Genomic DNA, 16,603 nt, shown 5'->3' on the forward strand with positions numbered 1-16,603 from the left:
GATATTAAAAGGCTATACGTTCAATAAGAGTTCCGATGACTTTATCATGAATATCCAATGACTTGGAAAAACAAATTGTTTTACGTGTCAGTCTTTTGCATCTTGTTCTAAGATTTAAGTTACCCCGTTCTATCCGTTGAGTATATTTTTTACTAACAATGTGTTTTTTGGGATCTAATAACCTAGCATAACTTCCCCATCCATCTGTAAAGTAAAAAGTAACCTTAAAATCCTCCAGTTTTTTTCAGTAATGATTCTGATGTGCTATCACATCTTGTACCAAAAGTATAAGCAACTACTTTTAACAAAATCTTATCCAAAGAATACCAAAGCCATCTTTGTTTGGATTTATTCTGTACATAAGGCCATTGTTCATCTATTTCAGGAGCAATAATTACTTCTATCGTATTGATAGAATGATTTATCTTTTTTAACGCTAGATTTTTTTTTAAAACACGGATAACCGTATTGATACCCACTTTTAATACTCTTACTGTATCCCTAACTCCAGAGCCATTGATTGACATATCTACTATCTGAGTCTTGACTCCAGGCTTAGAGGCATTATTAATATATTACAGTTGAAAATATCGATTACACTGCTTGCATTGATATCTCTGTTGTTTTGAAATTGAATATCCCGCCTTTACTACTTTTTCTGTGTCGTTATAATATCTACACTTAACATCTATTCTTGATCTACACTTAACATCTATTCTTGCCATAACTCCTTAACTATAATTCTCTCTTATTACTGTTTGAGGATTATAGACTATTCATGCTAAGCTGCAATACGGGGGGCGCGACCGAGGATAAGAATTTAATAGCATCCACAATGCATTATCGTCCTTAATTACTTTTATTTTAAATATGGAAAATACTATGAAATGTAAAGAAAATAAATTGAAGCATGAGTATCTAATTCTAATCTTTGGTTCATGGGGGGAAGCACAAAGTATATAATGAACTGAAAAAATTGGACAAAAAATAGTTGGTGTATCTTGGTAATAAGTTAGAATGCAGGCAATAACTTATAGGATATAAAATGACAAGAAAACAGATACGGAATTTCAGTGCTAAAGAGAAGACAAGGATAGTGTTAGAATTATTAAAAGAGGATGTAACAATATCACAGTTATCATCTAAATATGAGGTTAGCAGCAATAGCATATCACATTGAAAGAAGTAGTTTTATCAAATGCAGCGATAGCATTTGAGCCAGCCAAGGTAGTTAGTGAATATCAAGAGCAAATTAATAGACTTAAGGAACAGAATGATGAACTAGCGAAGGATTTGGGGAAAACTACAATCGAGAGGGATTGGGCAGTGGGAAAGCTAAGAAGCTTGGATTTATTAAATAGAAAGAGTCTTGTAGAGTCCAAGCTAGGACAATTACCAAAGACAAGACAATGTGAATTATTAGGGGTTAACCGTTCTTCAGCATATTATAAAGTACAAGAGGTTAGTAGCTATAATATAAGTATATTAAATAGAATAGATGAGATATATACAGATAATCCAGAATTTGGATATCGTTATATATATCATCAATTATTAGAAGATGGGTATAAGATAGATCGAGATCGAGTACTAAAATATATGAGATTAGTTGGTATTGAAGCGATATATCCTCATAAAAAGAAACTCACTACCATCAAAGATGGTGAGCATAAAATATACAGCTATCTACTTGATAAATTCTGGATTAAAACAGATAAGACTAAGAAAGTAGTTGTTCCTACTGCCAATGAGGTTTGGAGCGGAGATATTACATATATTCGCACTAAAGGCGGCTTTATGTATCTAACAGCCATTATAGATTGGCATAGCAAAGCCATATTAAGCTATAAACTGTCGAATAGTATGGATGGACTATTAGTTACTGATGTATTGAAGGAGGCATTAAGTAAGTATCAAGCTCCGCAGATTTTGAATAGTGATCAGGGTAGTCAATATACTAGCAATGATCATATAAGTATTCTTAAAAGTCATGATATACAGATATCAATGAATGGTAAGGGCAGAAATATTGATAATATTGTTATTGAGCGTTTCTTTAGGACACTGAAATATAATTGTATATTTATTAATGATTATCAAAATATAGGAGAACTTAAAGAGGGTATCAATGATTATATCAGTAAATATAATTATCAGAGATTTCATTCAAGTATTGGGTATAAAAAACCCATGAATGTATATCTCGATAGTATACAACATCATACACAAATAGCAGCTTAATTTTGAACAAAATTACCAAGTACATTGTTCATATATTTTGTCTTGATTTTTCAGGTCATTATACTTTACACGCAGTGCTAACGCTGCCTAGTTGCCTTGCAAGTTCTAATAATCCTAACTATATTTAGTTTGTGGGTATGTAGATAACTTCTCAGTTATCTACATACCCACAAACTCTTCTAATTTCAATCTTAATATGTCAGATCAAATCTGAAGGTTTACAATAAAGTGCCATCTTCTGCATCACATATCCCCATTATATGTACCACAGCATGATCATGCGGATGATTTTCAGATGTAGTAATACCTTCTTTCATTATCTCATCAAATATATTTACTTGAGAGTAGTCAGTGACATTACTGCTTATATATCCTTCTAAACTCTTTTCAAGTTTTTCTGTATTAGTAGTAGCAGATTTTAATTGTTGCTCCATTTTTTGGAATTCCATTAACAGGTCTGTGCCATTTTCATCCTTTAATTTCAGACCTAGTTCTTTACTGTCTTTTAATGCGATCTCTAAAATATCATAATTTTCAGCCGAAAAAATATAACGAAAAGATTGTGATATCTGATGTACAGAGAGTTCTGGTAGTGCATCTTGAATGGTCTGAATTATTAGTCTTACTTGTTGTGTTAATTCTTGCGTGGGCTGAACATTATCAATATAATACTTAAGTATTGCATTGCGTTCATTATCTTGTAAACAAGAATGGTGTGATGTAACATGTGTAGTTTTTACTAGTGTTTCATAGCAATCCTGCTCATACTTTTCACTTAATTTTTGCTCCATAAGTATTATGCTGTTATCATTATAAGCACATTTCCTAGAGATTTGCTCCTTAATTGCTTCTATCTTCTCCTTTATTACTTCTTCATATCTTATTGCACGTTCAATCTCAATTAATTTATCTTCTATAATATTCTCTCTAATAGGCATATAGCTAGATGAGTGTAGAATTGTTGAGGTAGGAGTAGCCGTTACTGATTGAATACTATCCTCAGTATTACTTACTTTTTTAAATGCTGTTGCGGCTTGTGTGATGTAATCTACATTACCTCTTAATGTGAGTTCATTATATAAAACTGGATCCATCATAAAATTTAAGCGCTCTAAAAGTTCATTTATTGTATACTGATGGTCAATGCGCTGATTACTTACCTTAAAATTAAAAACTAAATCTTTGTCTAGTAAGCTTGGGTTTTGGTTAGTTACCGCTTTGATTTCTGTAATTAAATCCAAAATGTTTTGTCTATAACTGGGCATAATATACCTCACTCTTCTTTTAATATTAAAATAAAAAACCATGTTTCATGGTAAAATATTATTAGATTCATAATAAGTCAAGCAATAAATTAGGCATAGTCAAGTTAAGTAAGGGTAATCCTCCCCAAAAAGAATCGATAAAAGGAGTAGAATTCTTGTGCGATAATTATCTTGACTATCAAATATTATAATGACCTGAAAAATCAAGACAAAATATATGAGCAATGTACTTGGTAATTTTGTTCAAAATTAAGCTGCTATTTGTGTATGATGTTGTATACTATCGAGATATACATTCATGGGTTTTTTATACCCAATACTCGAATGAAATCTCTGATAATTATATTTACTGATATAATCATTGATACCCTCTTTAAGTTCTCCTATATTTTGATAATCATTAATAAATATACAATTATATTTCAGTGTCCTAAAGAAACGCTCAATAACAATATTATCAATATTTCTGCCCTTACCGTTCATTGATATCTGTATATCATGACTTTTAAGAATACTTATATGATCATTGCTAGTATATTGACTACCCTGATCACTATTAAAAATCTGCGGAGCTTGATACTTACTTAATGCCTCCTTCAATACATCAGTAACTAATAGTCCATCCATACTATTCGACAGTTTATAGCTTAATATGGCTTTGCTATGCCAATCTATAATGGCTGTTAGATACATAAAGCCGCCTTTAGTGCGAATATATGTAATATCTCCGCTCCAAACCTCATTGGCAGTAGGAACAACTACTTTCTTAGTCTTATCTGTTTTAATCCAGAATTTATCAAGTAGATAGCTGTATATTTTATGCTCACCATCTTTGATGGTAGTGAGTTTCTTTTTATGAGGATATATCGCTTCAATACCAACTAATCTCATATATTTTAGTACTCGATCTCGATCTATCTTATACCCATCTTCTAATAATTGATGATATATATAACGATATCCAAATTCTGGATTATCTGTATATATCTCATCTATTCTATTTAATATACTTATATTATAGCTACTAACCTCTTGTACTTTATAATATGCTGAAGAACGGTTAACCCCTAATAATTCACATTGTCTTGTCTTTGGTAATTGTCCTAGCTTGGACTCTACAAGACTCTTTCTATTTAATAAATCCAAGCTTCTTAGCTTTCCCACTGCCCAATCCCTCTCGATTGTAGTTTTCCCCAAATCCTTCGCTAGTTCATCATTCTGTTCCTTAAGTCTATTAATTTGCTCTTGATATTCACTAACTACCTTGGCTGGCTCAAATGCTATCGCTGCATTTGATAAAACTACTTCTTTCAATGTGATATGCTATTGCTGCTAACCTCATATTTAGATGATAACTGTGATATTGTTACATCCTCTTTTAATAATTCTAACACTATCCTTGTCTTCTCTTTAGCACTGAAATTCCGTATCTGTTTTCTTGTCATTTTATATCCTATAAGTTATTGCCTGCATTCTAACTTATTACCAAGATACACCAACTATTTTTTGTCCAATTTTTTCAGTTCATTATACTCCTATTTTGTCGCGCCAACAACTCTGTTTTTAATATTGACTCAAGGAAATCCGTATAACTTGAGTCTTCTTTACTAGAGGACTGTGCGATATCAAAATAATTTTCAGCTACCTGAACAAGATTTAATGAGTGGCACATCTCTGCTATACGTTGGTGCTGCAGGTTCATAATGCCTCCAATATATCTAGTATACGCATAGGGAATGCTGCAAAGAAACTGTAGAAAATCGTTCTTCTTTACCTTCCATAATCTCTAATACCGCAGGATGACTACCGCTATAATCCAATGGTAGTGGTTGAGGAGTACTCCTCTCAGACTTTAATCTTTTTACAGGTATTTCACCTGTGGTGCCATGCACACGCATATTCGCTATATCTCGCAGCCATTTTAGCACCTCTGAATTTGCAGTATCCACATCCAACACTAGCTCTGCTGTTTTTAATTTTGTCACTAATGGGTTATAAAAGCTTTCTCTGAGATATCTATTAAATCGCTCAACCTTGCTCTTGGTTTTTGCTTGATAAGGTCTACACACTCTTAAGCGGAAACCATAATGTTTTGCAAAATCTAGCATTCCTTTATTAAAAAGATGTATGTCAAGACCATACGTATCTCTACCCAGTATTACTGTTTTCATATTGTCATAAAGCACTTCTTTTGGTACTCCGCCAAAATATTCAAATGCACGCTTATGGCATTCTATTAACGTTACAAGCTTCTCATTAGTAACAAATTCCACATAACTTGCTCGACTATATCCTAATTGTCGGGCAATTTTATATTGCTGCTATCAAGTAACTTAACGTTATTAAATTTCTGTAATATCCCGCAATCAAGCTTAAAACTATTTGCAAATAAACCGATATTTTCTCATACATACTCCTCATAAAATCCACTGCAGAGTTACTAAATCTGAAATCTAGGCCTTGCTTACTTATTATTACTGATTCTTCATGTAATAATTGTCTTATTCTATCGGTTTATGATTTAGTTGATCTAAATACTCACCAAGCATTTTACTGGCAAATCTTCCTATGCTTGAAAATATACCGCCATCAAATGCATTTCCTATGCCGCTACCAATCGAGCTAAAAAAACTTCCAAACATATTTACCGTATTATAAGTTAATATGGATTGATATTAGCATTGTGATATGGTAACACTAATATATGTCATCCCTAGCTAAAAGCGGAACTTTAGTTGCATGGCTCGAGAAACCTACTCGATGTCATTCCCTCGTAGGCGGAAATCCAGCGTGAAGCGAGATAACCCAAGCTTTTAAAAAGTTTTAAAAGTACTGAATTCCCGCCTACGCGGGAATGACATAGAAACGCAGGAAACCGTAAATGTTTAAAAAATATATATTTATTCTAATATTATTTATTGCATCTATAGCTCGTGCAGAGATTATAGAAATAGATAGTTTAGATAAAATAAAACAAGATTTTGATGAGAATTATAATAAAAATTATGTGCCGCAGGATTTATTAGTAGTAACGGCTTTAGATGAATTTTTGTTTAAGTCTTTAGTTCCTACCGGTGGACAAATTGATAAAGATATTTATCTTACACTAGCTCCTCTTTTGCATAATATTAATAAAAATCCAAAAGCTATTTATATAGATCAATTGATTTTAACTAATGATAGTTATAAGAAAGAATTACAAGAATCTGATTTTCCAAATTTTGTAAATGAAATAAGTAATAGTAAAATCCCTATAATAGCAGTAAATGATGGCTTTACCGGTAATTTTAATAATATTCCTAAATTTGAAATATGGTTTGCCGATTATTTAAAGAAAAATTTCAATATTGATTTTTCAAATAGTTTTCCAAACAATAATTATGTTATTTTTAACAATTTAAACAGTTTTGCTAATACTTATCCGGTATTTTATAAAGGCATATTGACAGGTAATAACATACCGGAAGCAGAAATAATTTTTAAATTCCTTATTCAAATAAGATTTATTCCCAAAGCTTTTATAATGATTAGCAGCAATATAGAATTATTAAAATCAATGGAATTTCAACTTAATAGTTATAGTTCTAATATATTATTTATTGGTTATCATTATAATAATAGCAATACTGAAGGAAATCAAAATGTAGCAAATTATACTAAACTAATTAATGATTTAATACCTCAAATAAATAAAGTAAAAAGAAATAATCCACCTTTAAAGAATAATAATGCAAAAGGTAAAAATCCTTATGACAAAAGTGAATAAAGTTTTATTGAGTTTGCTTTGCTTAATTATTTCGTGTGTAAGTTATGGTCAAATTATTCCTACTTACTCTGTAGATTCGGTAACAATGAAAAATTTATTACCAAAGATGGATGTAGACACGCTGGTACTTGTAAATATAGATAATACTATTATAGCACCGAAATCCAAATTATTTCGATACCAAGATAATTCTTATATAAATTTTACTAAATATTTATATAGTCTTGCAGTGGCTAATTCATCAGTTAATAAAACCATTGCACAATTGATAGAGCAACGTCAAATGATGCTTGTTGAATCTAAATGGGTAGATTTAATTAATAAGATGAAACAGCAAGGTGCAACGGTTTTAGGTCTTCAGGAAATAACATCCCCATGTAATTTAATTGAAAATTATGAAGGATGGTTATATACCTTACTTTACGGACTTAATATTAATTTTACTAATAAAGTTAATAATAAAGATGTATTTAGATTTAATCCAAGTGATGCTGGAGCTCCTATTTTTTATTTAGGTATAATATTTACCGGTAATATAAATAAAGTAAAAACTCTTATAGAGTTCTTAAAAATTATACCAAAGCAACCTACGAAAATAGTAATTTTTGCAAATAATAAAAAAGATCTAGAAAATATGGACTCTTATTTAAGAATGGTTGATATAGAATATTACGGGATTGAGTATTTAGGCTGGCAAATGTTACCGGGGTCACCTGATCATCAAATTGCTGAGTTGCAGAAATCTACACTTCTAAATACCGGTCAGTGGCTAGAGGATGATATAGCCGCAAAAATGTTAAACATTCCCGATAGCAAATTACATAAGTAATATTTTATTGAGAAAATCTTTGTTGCTGAGCTGCTAATGTCATTCCTGCGAAAGCAGGAATCCAGAAAAAAGCATACATACAGCAAATTTTTAAAATTAAAAGCTCGATTTATCTCGCTTTACTTTGGATTCCTGCTTTCGCAGGAATGATATCGAACATCTGCAATAATTCGCTATTCGCATTTAATAAATAATATGAATAATAACCTAATAGCTGCTCTAAAAGATTTAATTATTAATACCGGTAAGATTGCATTAGATATAAAAAAATCAGGAATATTAGTTGATACTAAATCAGATGGTTCTTTCGTTACTAATGCTGATAAGGAAATCAGTAAAGTAATTTATCAGGCTTTACAAGTCTTAACCCCTCAAATAGCTATAGTATGTGAAGAGCAGCCGCTACCTATATTAAATAGTGATACTTTTTGGTTAATTGATCCTATTGACGGGACTCGAAGTTATGTAAACGGCAAAAGTACATATACGATAAATATAGGACTTATTGAAAACGGCCTTCCGACTATCGGCTTGATATATCATCCTGAAATAGCAAAGCTATATTATACCGATGTAAACGGTCGTTTAAAAATTGAACAGAATTCTAGAGAAATATTTGCTAATCATGAATTTAAACATGAGAACTTTAATGCCGTAATAGGCTTTTATAATTCAAATGAAGCTACTAAAGAATTTTTAAGTAAATATTCATTTGGTAAAATAAATGCAATAAGCAGTTCAATTAAACTATGCTTAATTGCTGAAGGTGAAGCCGATATATACCCTAAATTTGGTCAAACTATGGAGTGGGACATAGCGGCAGGTCATGCTTTAATTAAAGCCGGCGGCGGTAATATTTTAGGTTGCGATGGAAAAGAAGTTACTTACGGTAAAGAAAATTTCATTAATCCTAATTTTTTCGCCTGTAGTAAATATTGGTTGAAAAAGGAGGATGAGTTGCATGCCCCTAATGTCACTACTGCGAAAGCAGGAATCTAGAAAAATAAACCTTAGTATAAAATAAACATGTAAAAAACAACTTTTTTATATGTGGTCGCACCCCCGTATTGCAGTTTAGCATGAATAGTCTATAATCCTCAAACAGTAATAAGAGAGAATTATAGTTAAGGAGTTATGGCAAGAATAGATGTTAAGTGTAGATCAAGAATAGATGTTAAGTGTAGATATTATAACGACACAGAAAAAGTAGTAAAGGCGGGATATTCAATTTCAAAACAACAGAGATATCAATGCAAGCAGTGTAATCGATATTTTTAACTGTAATATATTAATAATGCCTCTAAGCCTGGAGTCAAGGCTCAGATAGTAGATATGTCAATCAATGGCTCTGGAGTTAGGGATACAGTAAGAGTATTAAAAGTGGGTATCAATACGGTTATCCGTGTTTTAAAAAAATCTAGCGTTAAAAAAGATAAATCATTCTATCAATACGATAGAAGTAATTATTGCTCCTGAAATAGATGAACAATGGCCTTATGTACAGAATAAATCCAAACAAAGATGGCTTTGATATTCTTTGGATAAGATTTTGTTAAAAGTAGTTGCTTATACTTTTGGTACAAGATGTGATAGCACATCAGAATCATTACTGAAAAAAACTGGAGGATTTTAAGGTTACTTTTTACTTTACAGATGGATGGGGAAGTTATGCTAGGTTATTAGATCCCAAAAAACACATTGTTAGTAAAAAATATACTCAACGGATAGAACGGGGTAACTTAAATCTTAGAACAAGATGCAAAAGACTGACACGTAAAACAATTTGTTTTTCCAAGTCATTGGATATTCATGATAAAGTCATCGGAACTCTTATTGAACGTATAGCCTTTTAATATCCACATCTGTAAAATGGAGGTGCGACCAATATAATACATCGTGCTTATGAACATAAACAAAAAATAATAAAAGGTTTTACCTCAAAGTATAATATTACAAAACTTGTTTATACAGAAGAGTTTACTGATATTAAAGAAACACTTACTAGAGAAAAAAAACTTAAAAAAATGGAAACGTAGTTGAAAAATAGAACTGATAGAAAAAACTAATCCTGAGTGGAAAGATTTAATTAAATAGTCTTATGGATTCCTGCTTTCGCAGGAATGACATCATGAATGTTTGTGCAACAACTTTTTAAAAATCTTCACAGTACCTAATAGTTTATAAAATTACTTTATCTTTGATAAGCGAGTGCTATGTCTACCGCCTTCAAATTTAGTGGTTAAAAACCTATCTATAATATCAAATACTATTTTGTGATCTATGGTTTTTGCTCCCAATATCAAAATATTAGCGTCATTATGAGCTTTAGCATTTTCGGTAGTTAATATATCGTTACACAAAGCAGCTCTTATTTCTGAGCTACGATTAGCAGCTATAGACATACCAATTCCCGTATCACTAATTAAAATACCGATAGGTGCTAATTTTTCAATAATAATATCTACTACTTTCTTAGCATAATCAGGATAATCAACGGTTTGTGTATTATTCGTTCCGCAGTTATAAATCTTTAGAGATTTCTGTTCTAAATAATTGATAATTTTAGACTTTAGCTCATAACCTGAATGATCACTAGCTATAACAATATCGTAATTTTTCATAATTAATTTTTTTTGATGGAAAATAATGATAAGAATTATATAATAAGTATAATCTATTAGCTAATATAAATAATAATTTTGTTGAATATATGAAATATCCTGTTGCACTTGGTACTATTATATGTTTTTGTTTAGTTGCTTGCGTTGATCAGCCACCTGCTCCAATTGAGTATAAAATAGGGGCTATTACTGCAAATAATAATCCTACTGGACTAGACCACGATGAGGGGCTGATAGTTCAAAGAACTATGGAAGATACTCCCACATCAGAAAAAGTTAGCGGTATACTCGAAGAACCAAAAGCAGAAATTATAGAAGATGATAATGATGCTATTGAGATCCCTACATCTAGTAATGAAGACGAAGAAGAGATAGAACAGTTAAATTTTGCAAAGCCGTTAAACGGGGTAGTTATTACTGAGTTTAAAGCCGGAAAAAATAAAGGGATAGATATTGCGGCTAAAGAATATAGCGAAGTTAAATCGATAGCTGCAGGAACAGTAATATATTCAGGTTTTAACAAACAATTCGGTAATTTAGTAATAGTTAAATTAGATAAAGATGATTTAGAAGTAGCATATGCAAGTTTAGACGATTTATTGCTTAAAAAAGGTGATAAAGTTGCTAGAAATAATGTTATCGGACATGTGGAACATAAGTTATATTTTGCAATGCGTAAAAACAAAGTTGCAGTTGATCCTAGTAAGTATATAGAATTTTAAATGGAAGATTTTATTACTCTTACCAAATACGGTGAACCTCGAAATGTTATAGTAAGGAGGAGTAGCAAAGCTAAAAATATAGTCATTCGAATTACGCCCAAAGGAGCAGAGCTTGTATTGCCTCTTAAGGCAAAAGCTGAAAAAGGTCATAATTTTCTGTTAAGTAAAGAATACTGGATTAGGCAAAAATTACGCCGTAATGTAACCGAGATCCCAAAGGATGAAGATAAGATTTCTATTTTGGGTAAATCTTATGAAATAATACATATTGATTCGTCTAAAAATCAGATAAAACTAAATGATTCTACGTTAGAAGTGTATTGCAGTATAGTACTAAAAAAACTTAGTATAGAAGTATTTCTTAAAAAGAAATTATTAGCAGAAATAAAAATAATAGTAGAGAACATATCCAAAAAACATAATTTGACTTATTCCAATATTAGAATAACGAAAAATGTTAGTCGTTGGGGGAGTTGCTGTAGTAAAGGGAATCTTGCTTTTAATTGGCGAGTAGTTTTTTTCCCCTTTGAAGTACTGAAATATCTTATAGCTCACGAAATGGCGCATTTAAAGGAAATGAATCATAGTAAAAACTTTTGGCAATTAGTTGAGGAGATATATCCTCAGTACCAACCGGCAAAATTATGGCTAAAAAGAAACGGTAAAAATTTATATAGTTATTTGTCATAACTTTATGTCATTCCTGCAGAAGTGTATGGGTGTCAACTTAAGGATCGATGTCATTCCCGCGAAAGCGGGAATCCAATACTTTAAAGCTTTTAAAAGCTCAATTTATCTCGTTTTACTTTGGATTCCTGCTTTCGCAGGAATGACAAAAAACGAGCCATACAACAACGTGGGAATGACATCGAAAAGGTTAATTTAAAGAAATACATAAAGGATAAATAGAATGCACAACACTACAAAAAGAGCAACAGTTGCGGCACTAGAAGAAATCTTATACGAGCCTATAAAAGTGTTAGATCACGGGTTTATTAGAGTTATCGATTATATGGGAGATGATAGTGCTATAGTACAAGCAGCTCGTGTATCTTACGGTAAGGGTACGAAACAATTAAACCAAGATAAAGGGCTGATAAACTACTTGCTTCGTCATTACCATACCACCCCTTTTGAGATGTGTGACATCAAATTTCATATTAAACTACCGATATTTATTGCAAGGCAATGGATTAGGCATAGAACGGCTAGCGTTAATGAATATTCGGCAAGATACTCTATTTTAGGCAACGAATTTTATTTGCCCGAACCGGCAAATATTGCTTCCCAATCTGCCGTAAATAAACAATGTAGGGAAGGGGGTAGCTTACCGAAAGAAGTGGCTGAAAAGGTCCTTGCAATTTTAGAAGAAGATGCTAAGCAGTGTTACGGGCATTATAAGGAGTTGATGAATGCCGATGAAGGGGGTAATATTATAGATGAGAATACTACAGGGATAGCAAGAGAGCTTGCCCGTATGAATTTAACTTTAAATTATTATACTGAATGGTATTGGAAGATTAATTTACATAATCTACTTCATTTCTTAAGATTGCGAGCCGACCCTCACGCACAATATGAAATTAGAGTTTATGCCAAAAAAATGCTTGAGATAGTCAAAGCTTGGGTTCCTTTTACCTATGAAGCTTTTGAGGAATATCGTTTGCAGGGAGTAAGTATTTCACGTAAAGGTTTGGACGTAATTAAAAGAATGATAAACGGTGAAAAAGTGACTCATGAGACTAGCGGTATGACTAAAAGAGAATGGGAAGAATTGATGAGGATTTTTGGTTAATGGATACTCGATGAGCTTGAAAAATTGGCTATATCGTCTTTGTAAGTTCTCAGATGCTCACGTATTAAGTATACGCTCCGCTCTCCGGCTTACAGACCCCTTGCTCTTCTCCAAGTTGATCTTCGTATCCCAATTCTTCATTTCGCAGGAATGACATAAAATACCATTACTATAACGGAATTTGATAAAAGGAGTATTTTGAGTGAGAAATATTATACATCTTATACTATCACTATTATTTAGCTTTACCGGCTATGCACTTGAAACAATAAATATTGAGCATGGGCGAGCTGATCCCACGCCTATAGCAGTAAATAAATTTGATGCCGATAGTTCTGTCGATGACGTAGTAAGTTACGATGTGGTTAAAGTTATCTCTAATGATTTGAAGCTTTCGGGATTATTTCGTCCTATTTCTTCTACCTCTTTTATAGAAGAGAGGACAGGGATAGAATATAAGCCGCTTTTTGCTGCGTGGCGTCAAATTAATGCTAGTCTTTTAGTAAACGGTGAAGTTAAAAAGCTTGAAGACGGTAAGCTTAAAATTAGTTTTATATTATGGGATACGTTGCTTGAAAAACAGCTTGCCGGTGAAATTTTTGAAGTACCGGAAAATCTATGGCGAAGAGCAGCACATAAAATTGCCGATAAAATTTATGAAAAAATTACTGGTGATTTCGGTTATTTTGACAGTAAAATAGTATATGTATCAGAAAGTACTTCTTTGCCGAAAATAAAAAGAATTGCTTTGATGGATTATGACGGGGCTAATAATAAATACCTTACTAATGGAAAGTCACTAGTATTAACACCAAGATTTGCTCGTTCAGCGGATAAGATTTTTTATGTTTCATACGCAACTAAAAGAAGAGCACTTGTTTATGAAAAAGACTTAAAAACAGGCAAAGAAAGCGTAGTAGTCGATTTTGCCGGTATATCTTTTGCTCCTAGATTTTCACCGGATGGCAAAAAAGCCGTAATGTCGATAGCCAAAAACGGTTCAACCCATATTTATGAAATTAATCTTGCTACCAAACGACTTCATAAATTAACTGATGGTTTTGGTATTAATACCTCTCCTAGCTATTCACCGGATGGTAAAAAAATTGTGTTTAATTCCGATAGAAGTGGTGTTCCTCAATTATATATCATGAGTTCAGATGGGGGTAATGTAGAGCGTATTAGTTTTGGTGGAGGTTCTTACACTGCTCCTAGCTGGTCGCCTCGAGGAGACTATATAGTATTTACTAAAAGTATTAAAGGGGCTGAAGGAAAAACCTTTAACATCGGAATTATGAAAGCATGTTCACAAGAAGGCGAAAATAGCGAAAGGATAATAACAAGCGGGTATTTAGTCGAAAGCCCTTGTTGGTCACCTAATGGACGAGTTATTATGTATGCTAAAGGTTGGCCATCAAGAGCTAAAGCTCCTGGAAAAAACAAAATTTTTGCAATTGATCTAACAGGTCATAATGAAAGAGAAATTATAACACCGGCGGATGCTTCCGATCCTGAATGGTCAGGTGTGCTGAATTGATATCATTTCTGCGAAAGCGCATGAGGGGTAATTTAAGAGAAATCTCACTCGATGTCATCCTCGCGAAAGCGGGGATCCAGGCTAAAAAAATCCTAATCCTAAAGATTTTTTATTACATAGTTTTGTAAAGTATAGCTTTTTTTAAAAGCTTTACTTTACTGGATTCCCGCTTTTGCGGGAATGACATTAAACGAGCCATACAACAACGGGAATGATATTAAGCTACTTGACTACTATGGTTTAAAATAAACTTTCTTATTTTCTCAAAAGCCGTATTCTCTATTTGTCTAATGCGTTCTTTAGAAATATTATACTCATTGCTTAGAATATCTAGAGTTTTAGGAGTATCTATTAATTTACGCTCTGTTAAAATACGGAGTTCTCTATCGTTTAAAACTTTCATAGCACTTGTTAGTAACTTCTTTTTACTAGTAGAATCTTGCCTACTAATAGCCATAGCCTCAGGACTTGGGCGTGATTCAGGTAGCAGCTCTATTAGCTCTCCCGATTCTGCATCGTCACTATTTATAGCGTTATTTAGCGATAAGTCAGGACCTGAAATTCTACTATTCATTTCGGAAACTTCATTAACCGAAACACCGAGTTCATCTGCTATTTGGACAAAATCATCAGCCGTAATAGCCCTTGAGTATAAATTAGTAATTTTACGCTTAATTTTGTTAAGGCTAAAGAATAATTTTTTTTGTGCAGCCGTTGTTCCCATTTTTACTAATGACCAAGATTTTAATATATATTCTTGGATAGCGGCTTTAATCCACCACATAGCATATGTTGATAGGCGAAAACCAAGTTCAGGATTGAATTTTTTTACTGCCTGCATTAAACCTATATTACCTTCTGAAACTAGTTCAGTAACAGGAAGACCATAAGTTCTATAACCGCTTGCAATTTTTGCCACAAGCTTAAGATGGCTAGTTACTAATTTATGTGCAGCCTCTAAATCATTTTCTTCTAAATAGGATTTAGCTAATAAAAATTCTTCTTCCTGCGTAAGTGACGGAATTTTATTGATTTTCTGTAAATAACTATAAAACCCTGATTCACTAGAAATTGCTAATGCATTAATATTATTAGTCATTACTAACCTCACTAACTAATTTTCTTTATACTAACACATATATGATCTAAAATAAACTTTTTCTAGAGTATTTTTAAATAAAATCAAACAATGTCTAAAAAAATTAATAAGAATCTAGCTTTTTCCTTGCTGGGACTAATAATTAGTATGATGTTACTAAGCTTTGCTTCCGTACCTATCTATAATTTGTTTTGTAAAGTTACGGGGTATGGAGGTACAACGGCAAAAGAAACGGTGAGTGTATATTCCAAGATAAAAGGCACTAAACCTATAATTATTGAGTTTGATGCTAATGTTGATAAAAACTTACCTTGGCGTTTTATCCCAAGACAACAAAGAGTGAAAATTGTTCCTGGGCAGAATACTCTAGTGTTCTATGAAACGGAAAATTTAAGCAATAACGATATAATAGGGACGTCCGTATATAATGTCACCCCAAATAAAGCAGGAAAATATTTTGTAAAAATTCATTGTTTTTGTTTTGAAGAACAGTTGTTAAAAGCCGGCGAAAAAGTCTTAATGCCAGTTACGTTTTATATAGATAAAGATTTTGAGCTTGACCCTGAAATGCAAGACGTAAAAGTACTTACCCTCTCTTACAGTTTTTTTAAAGTACGAGAGATATCGTCATTTCGAGGAAATGACGTAAGTAATTGACGAAGCAATCCCAGGAGTTTGTTATTATTTCATGAGATTGCCACGCACTCTTCGAGTACTCGCAATGACGA

The 16,603-nt window shown here is 32.3% G+C and carries 17 protein-coding genes and 6 pseudogenes; 13 read left to right on the forward strand and 10 right to left on the reverse strand.

Annotated features, from left to right (window positions below):
• Positions 1–4 precede the first annotated feature (4 nt).
• Together AAGD46_RS08740 and AAGD46_RS08745 are read right to left on the reverse strand one after the other, a co-directional pair.
• Positions 5–238 (reverse strand): IS1 family transposase, encoded by a 234-nt coding sequence (locus AAGD46_RS08740; protein ID WP_410525955.1) that lies wholly within the window; start codon positions 236–238, stop codon positions 5–7.
• Positions 225–527: an IS1 family transposase gene (locus AAGD46_RS08745; protein ID WP_410525927.1), complete on the reverse strand. Its 303-nt coding sequence runs from the start codon at positions 525–527 to the stop codon at positions 225–227. Before AAGD46_RS08745 ends, AAGD46_RS08740 begins: the two co-directional genes overlap by 14 nt.
• 649 nt (positions 528–1,176) lie before the next feature.
• On the opposite strand from AAGD46_RS08745, the gene AAGD46_RS02520 reads away from it, so the two are divergent.
• Positions 1,177–2,241, forward strand: a complete 1,065-nt coding sequence (locus AAGD46_RS02520; RefSeq protein ID WP_341787640.1) for an IS3 family transposase — start codon at positions 1,177–1,179, stop codon at positions 2,239–2,241.
• A gap of 218 nt (positions 2,242–2,459) precedes the next feature.
• Here the strand turns inward: AAGD46_RS02520 and AAGD46_RS02525 are convergent, their stop codons facing one another.
• The 6 genes and pseudogenes from AAGD46_RS02525 to AAGD46_RS02545 form a co-directional block, all read right to left on the reverse strand.
• Positions 2,460–3,338 (reverse strand): hypothetical protein, encoded by an 879-nt coding sequence (locus AAGD46_RS02525; RefSeq protein ID WP_341787641.1) that lies wholly within the window; start codon positions 3,336–3,338, stop codon positions 2,460–2,462.
• A 417-nt stretch (positions 3,339–3,755) separates the two neighbouring features.
• Positions 3,756–4,951: pseudogene (locus AAGD46_RS02530) on the reverse strand (IS3 family transposase).
• A gap of 74 nt (positions 4,952–5,025) precedes the next feature.
• Entirely contained in the window at positions 5,026–5,208 is a 183-nt protein-coding gene (locus AAGD46_RS02535) for an ATP-binding protein (protein WP_341787642.1), read from the reverse strand.
• Between the two features lie 16 nt (positions 5,209–5,224).
• A pseudogene (istA, locus tag AAGD46_RS02540) lies at positions 5,225–5,803 on the reverse strand (IS21 family transposase); the annotation flags it as partial.
• Positions 5,803–6,005, reverse strand: a pseudogene (locus AAGD46_RS08750) (IS4 family transposase); the annotation flags it as partial. The pseudogenes istA and AAGD46_RS08750, both read right to left, overlap by 1 nt.
• Positions 6,006–6,010: 5 nt before the next feature.
• A pseudogene (locus AAGD46_RS02545) lies at positions 6,011–6,148 on the reverse strand (host specificity protein); the annotation flags it as partial.
• A gap of 239 nt (positions 6,149–6,387) precedes the next feature.
• On the opposite strand from AAGD46_RS02545, the gene AAGD46_RS02550 reads away from it, so the two are divergent.
• From AAGD46_RS02550 to AAGD46_RS02570, 7 genes and pseudogenes are all read left to right on the forward strand, one after another.
• Positions 6,388–7,272 (forward strand): DUF2608 domain-containing protein, encoded by an 885-nt coding sequence (locus AAGD46_RS02550; RefSeq protein WP_341787643.1) that lies wholly within the window; start codon positions 6,388–6,390, stop codon positions 7,270–7,272.
• Complete coding sequence (locus tag AAGD46_RS02555) at positions 7,235–8,101, forward strand: DUF2608 domain-containing protein (protein WP_341787644.1); 867 nt, start codon at positions 7,235–7,237, stop codon at positions 8,099–8,101. Before AAGD46_RS02550 ends, AAGD46_RS02555 begins: the two co-directional genes overlap by 38 nt.
• Positions 8,102–8,296: 195 nt before the next feature.
• Positions 8,297–9,100 (forward strand): 3'(2'),5'-bisphosphate nucleotidase CysQ, encoded by an 804-nt coding sequence (locus AAGD46_RS02560; protein ID WP_341787645.1) that lies wholly within the window; start codon positions 8,297–8,299, stop codon positions 9,098–9,100.
• A 333-nt stretch (positions 9,101–9,433) separates the two neighbouring features.
• Positions 9,434–9,577 carry an IS1-like element transposase gene (locus AAGD46_RS08755; RefSeq protein ID WP_341786690.1) on the forward strand — a complete coding sequence of 48 codons (144 nt, stop codon included), beginning with the start codon at positions 9,434–9,436 and terminating at the stop codon, positions 9,575–9,577.
• Position 9,578: 1 nt separating this feature from the next.
• On the forward strand, positions 9,579–9,632 hold the full coding sequence (locus AAGD46_RS08760; RefSeq protein ID WP_410525954.1) for a hypothetical protein: 54 nt from the start codon (positions 9,579–9,581) through the stop codon (positions 9,630–9,632).
• A gap of 88 nt (positions 9,633–9,720) precedes the next feature.
• Positions 9,721–9,885: pseudogene (locus tag AAGD46_RS08765) on the forward strand (IS1 family transposase); the annotation flags it as partial.
• 102 nt (positions 9,886–9,987) lie between these two features.
• Positions 9,988–10,141: pseudogene (locus AAGD46_RS02570) on the forward strand (GIY-YIG nuclease family protein).
• Positions 10,142–10,287: 146 nt separating this feature from the next.
• On the opposite strand, the gene rpiB reads toward AAGD46_RS02570, so the two are convergent.
• Entirely contained in the window at positions 10,288–10,722 is a 435-nt protein-coding gene (gene rpiB / locus AAGD46_RS02575; RefSeq protein ID WP_341787646.1) for a ribose 5-phosphate isomerase B, read from the reverse strand.
• Positions 10,723–10,811: 89 nt separating this feature from the next.
• Between rpiB and AAGD46_RS02580 the strand changes: the two genes are divergently transcribed.
• The 4 genes from AAGD46_RS02580 (at position 10,812) to tolB (ending at position 14,776) form a co-directional block, all read left to right on the forward strand.
• Positions 10,812–11,444 (forward strand): M23 family metallopeptidase, encoded by a 633-nt coding sequence (locus tag AAGD46_RS02580; protein WP_341787647.1) that lies wholly within the window; start codon positions 10,812–10,814, stop codon positions 11,442–11,444.
• Positions 11,445–12,134, forward strand: coding sequence for a M48 family metallopeptidase (locus tag AAGD46_RS02585; protein ID WP_341787648.1), 690 nt, complete (start codon positions 11,445–11,447; stop codon positions 12,132–12,134).
• Positions 12,135–12,354: 220 nt separating this feature from the next.
• Positions 12,355–13,239 (forward strand): FAD-dependent thymidylate synthase, encoded by an 885-nt coding sequence (gene thyX / locus AAGD46_RS02590; RefSeq protein ID WP_341787649.1) that lies wholly within the window; start codon positions 12,355–12,357, stop codon positions 13,237–13,239.
• A 202-nt stretch (positions 13,240–13,441) separates the two neighbouring features.
• Positions 13,442–14,776, forward strand: a complete 1,335-nt coding sequence (gene tolB / locus AAGD46_RS02600) for a Tol-Pal system beta propeller repeat protein TolB (RefSeq protein ID WP_341787650.1) — start codon at positions 13,442–13,444, stop codon at positions 14,774–14,776.
• 217 nt (positions 14,777–14,993) lie between these two features.
• Here tolB and rpoH read toward each other — a convergent pair whose 3' ends face one another.
• A complete protein-coding gene (gene rpoH, locus AAGD46_RS02605; protein ID WP_341787651.1) occupies positions 14,994–15,875 on the reverse strand; it encodes an RNA polymerase sigma factor RpoH in 882 nt (293 codons plus the stop codon).
• 90 nt (positions 15,876–15,965) lie between these two features.
• Here rpoH and AAGD46_RS02610 point away from each other — a divergent pair, with 90 nt between their 5' ends.
• Positions 15,966–16,532 carry a cytochrome c oxidase assembly protein gene (locus AAGD46_RS02610; RefSeq protein ID WP_341787652.1) on the forward strand — a complete coding sequence of 189 codons (567 nt, stop codon included), beginning with the start codon at positions 15,966–15,968 and terminating at the stop codon, positions 16,530–16,532.
• Positions 16,533–16,603 lie beyond the last annotated feature (71 nt).

The sequence above is a fragment of the Rickettsia endosymbiont of Cantharis rufa genome (genome assembly GCF_964026445.1).
Taxonomy (GTDB): domain Bacteria; phylum Pseudomonadota; class Alphaproteobacteria; order Rickettsiales; family Rickettsiaceae; genus Rickettsia.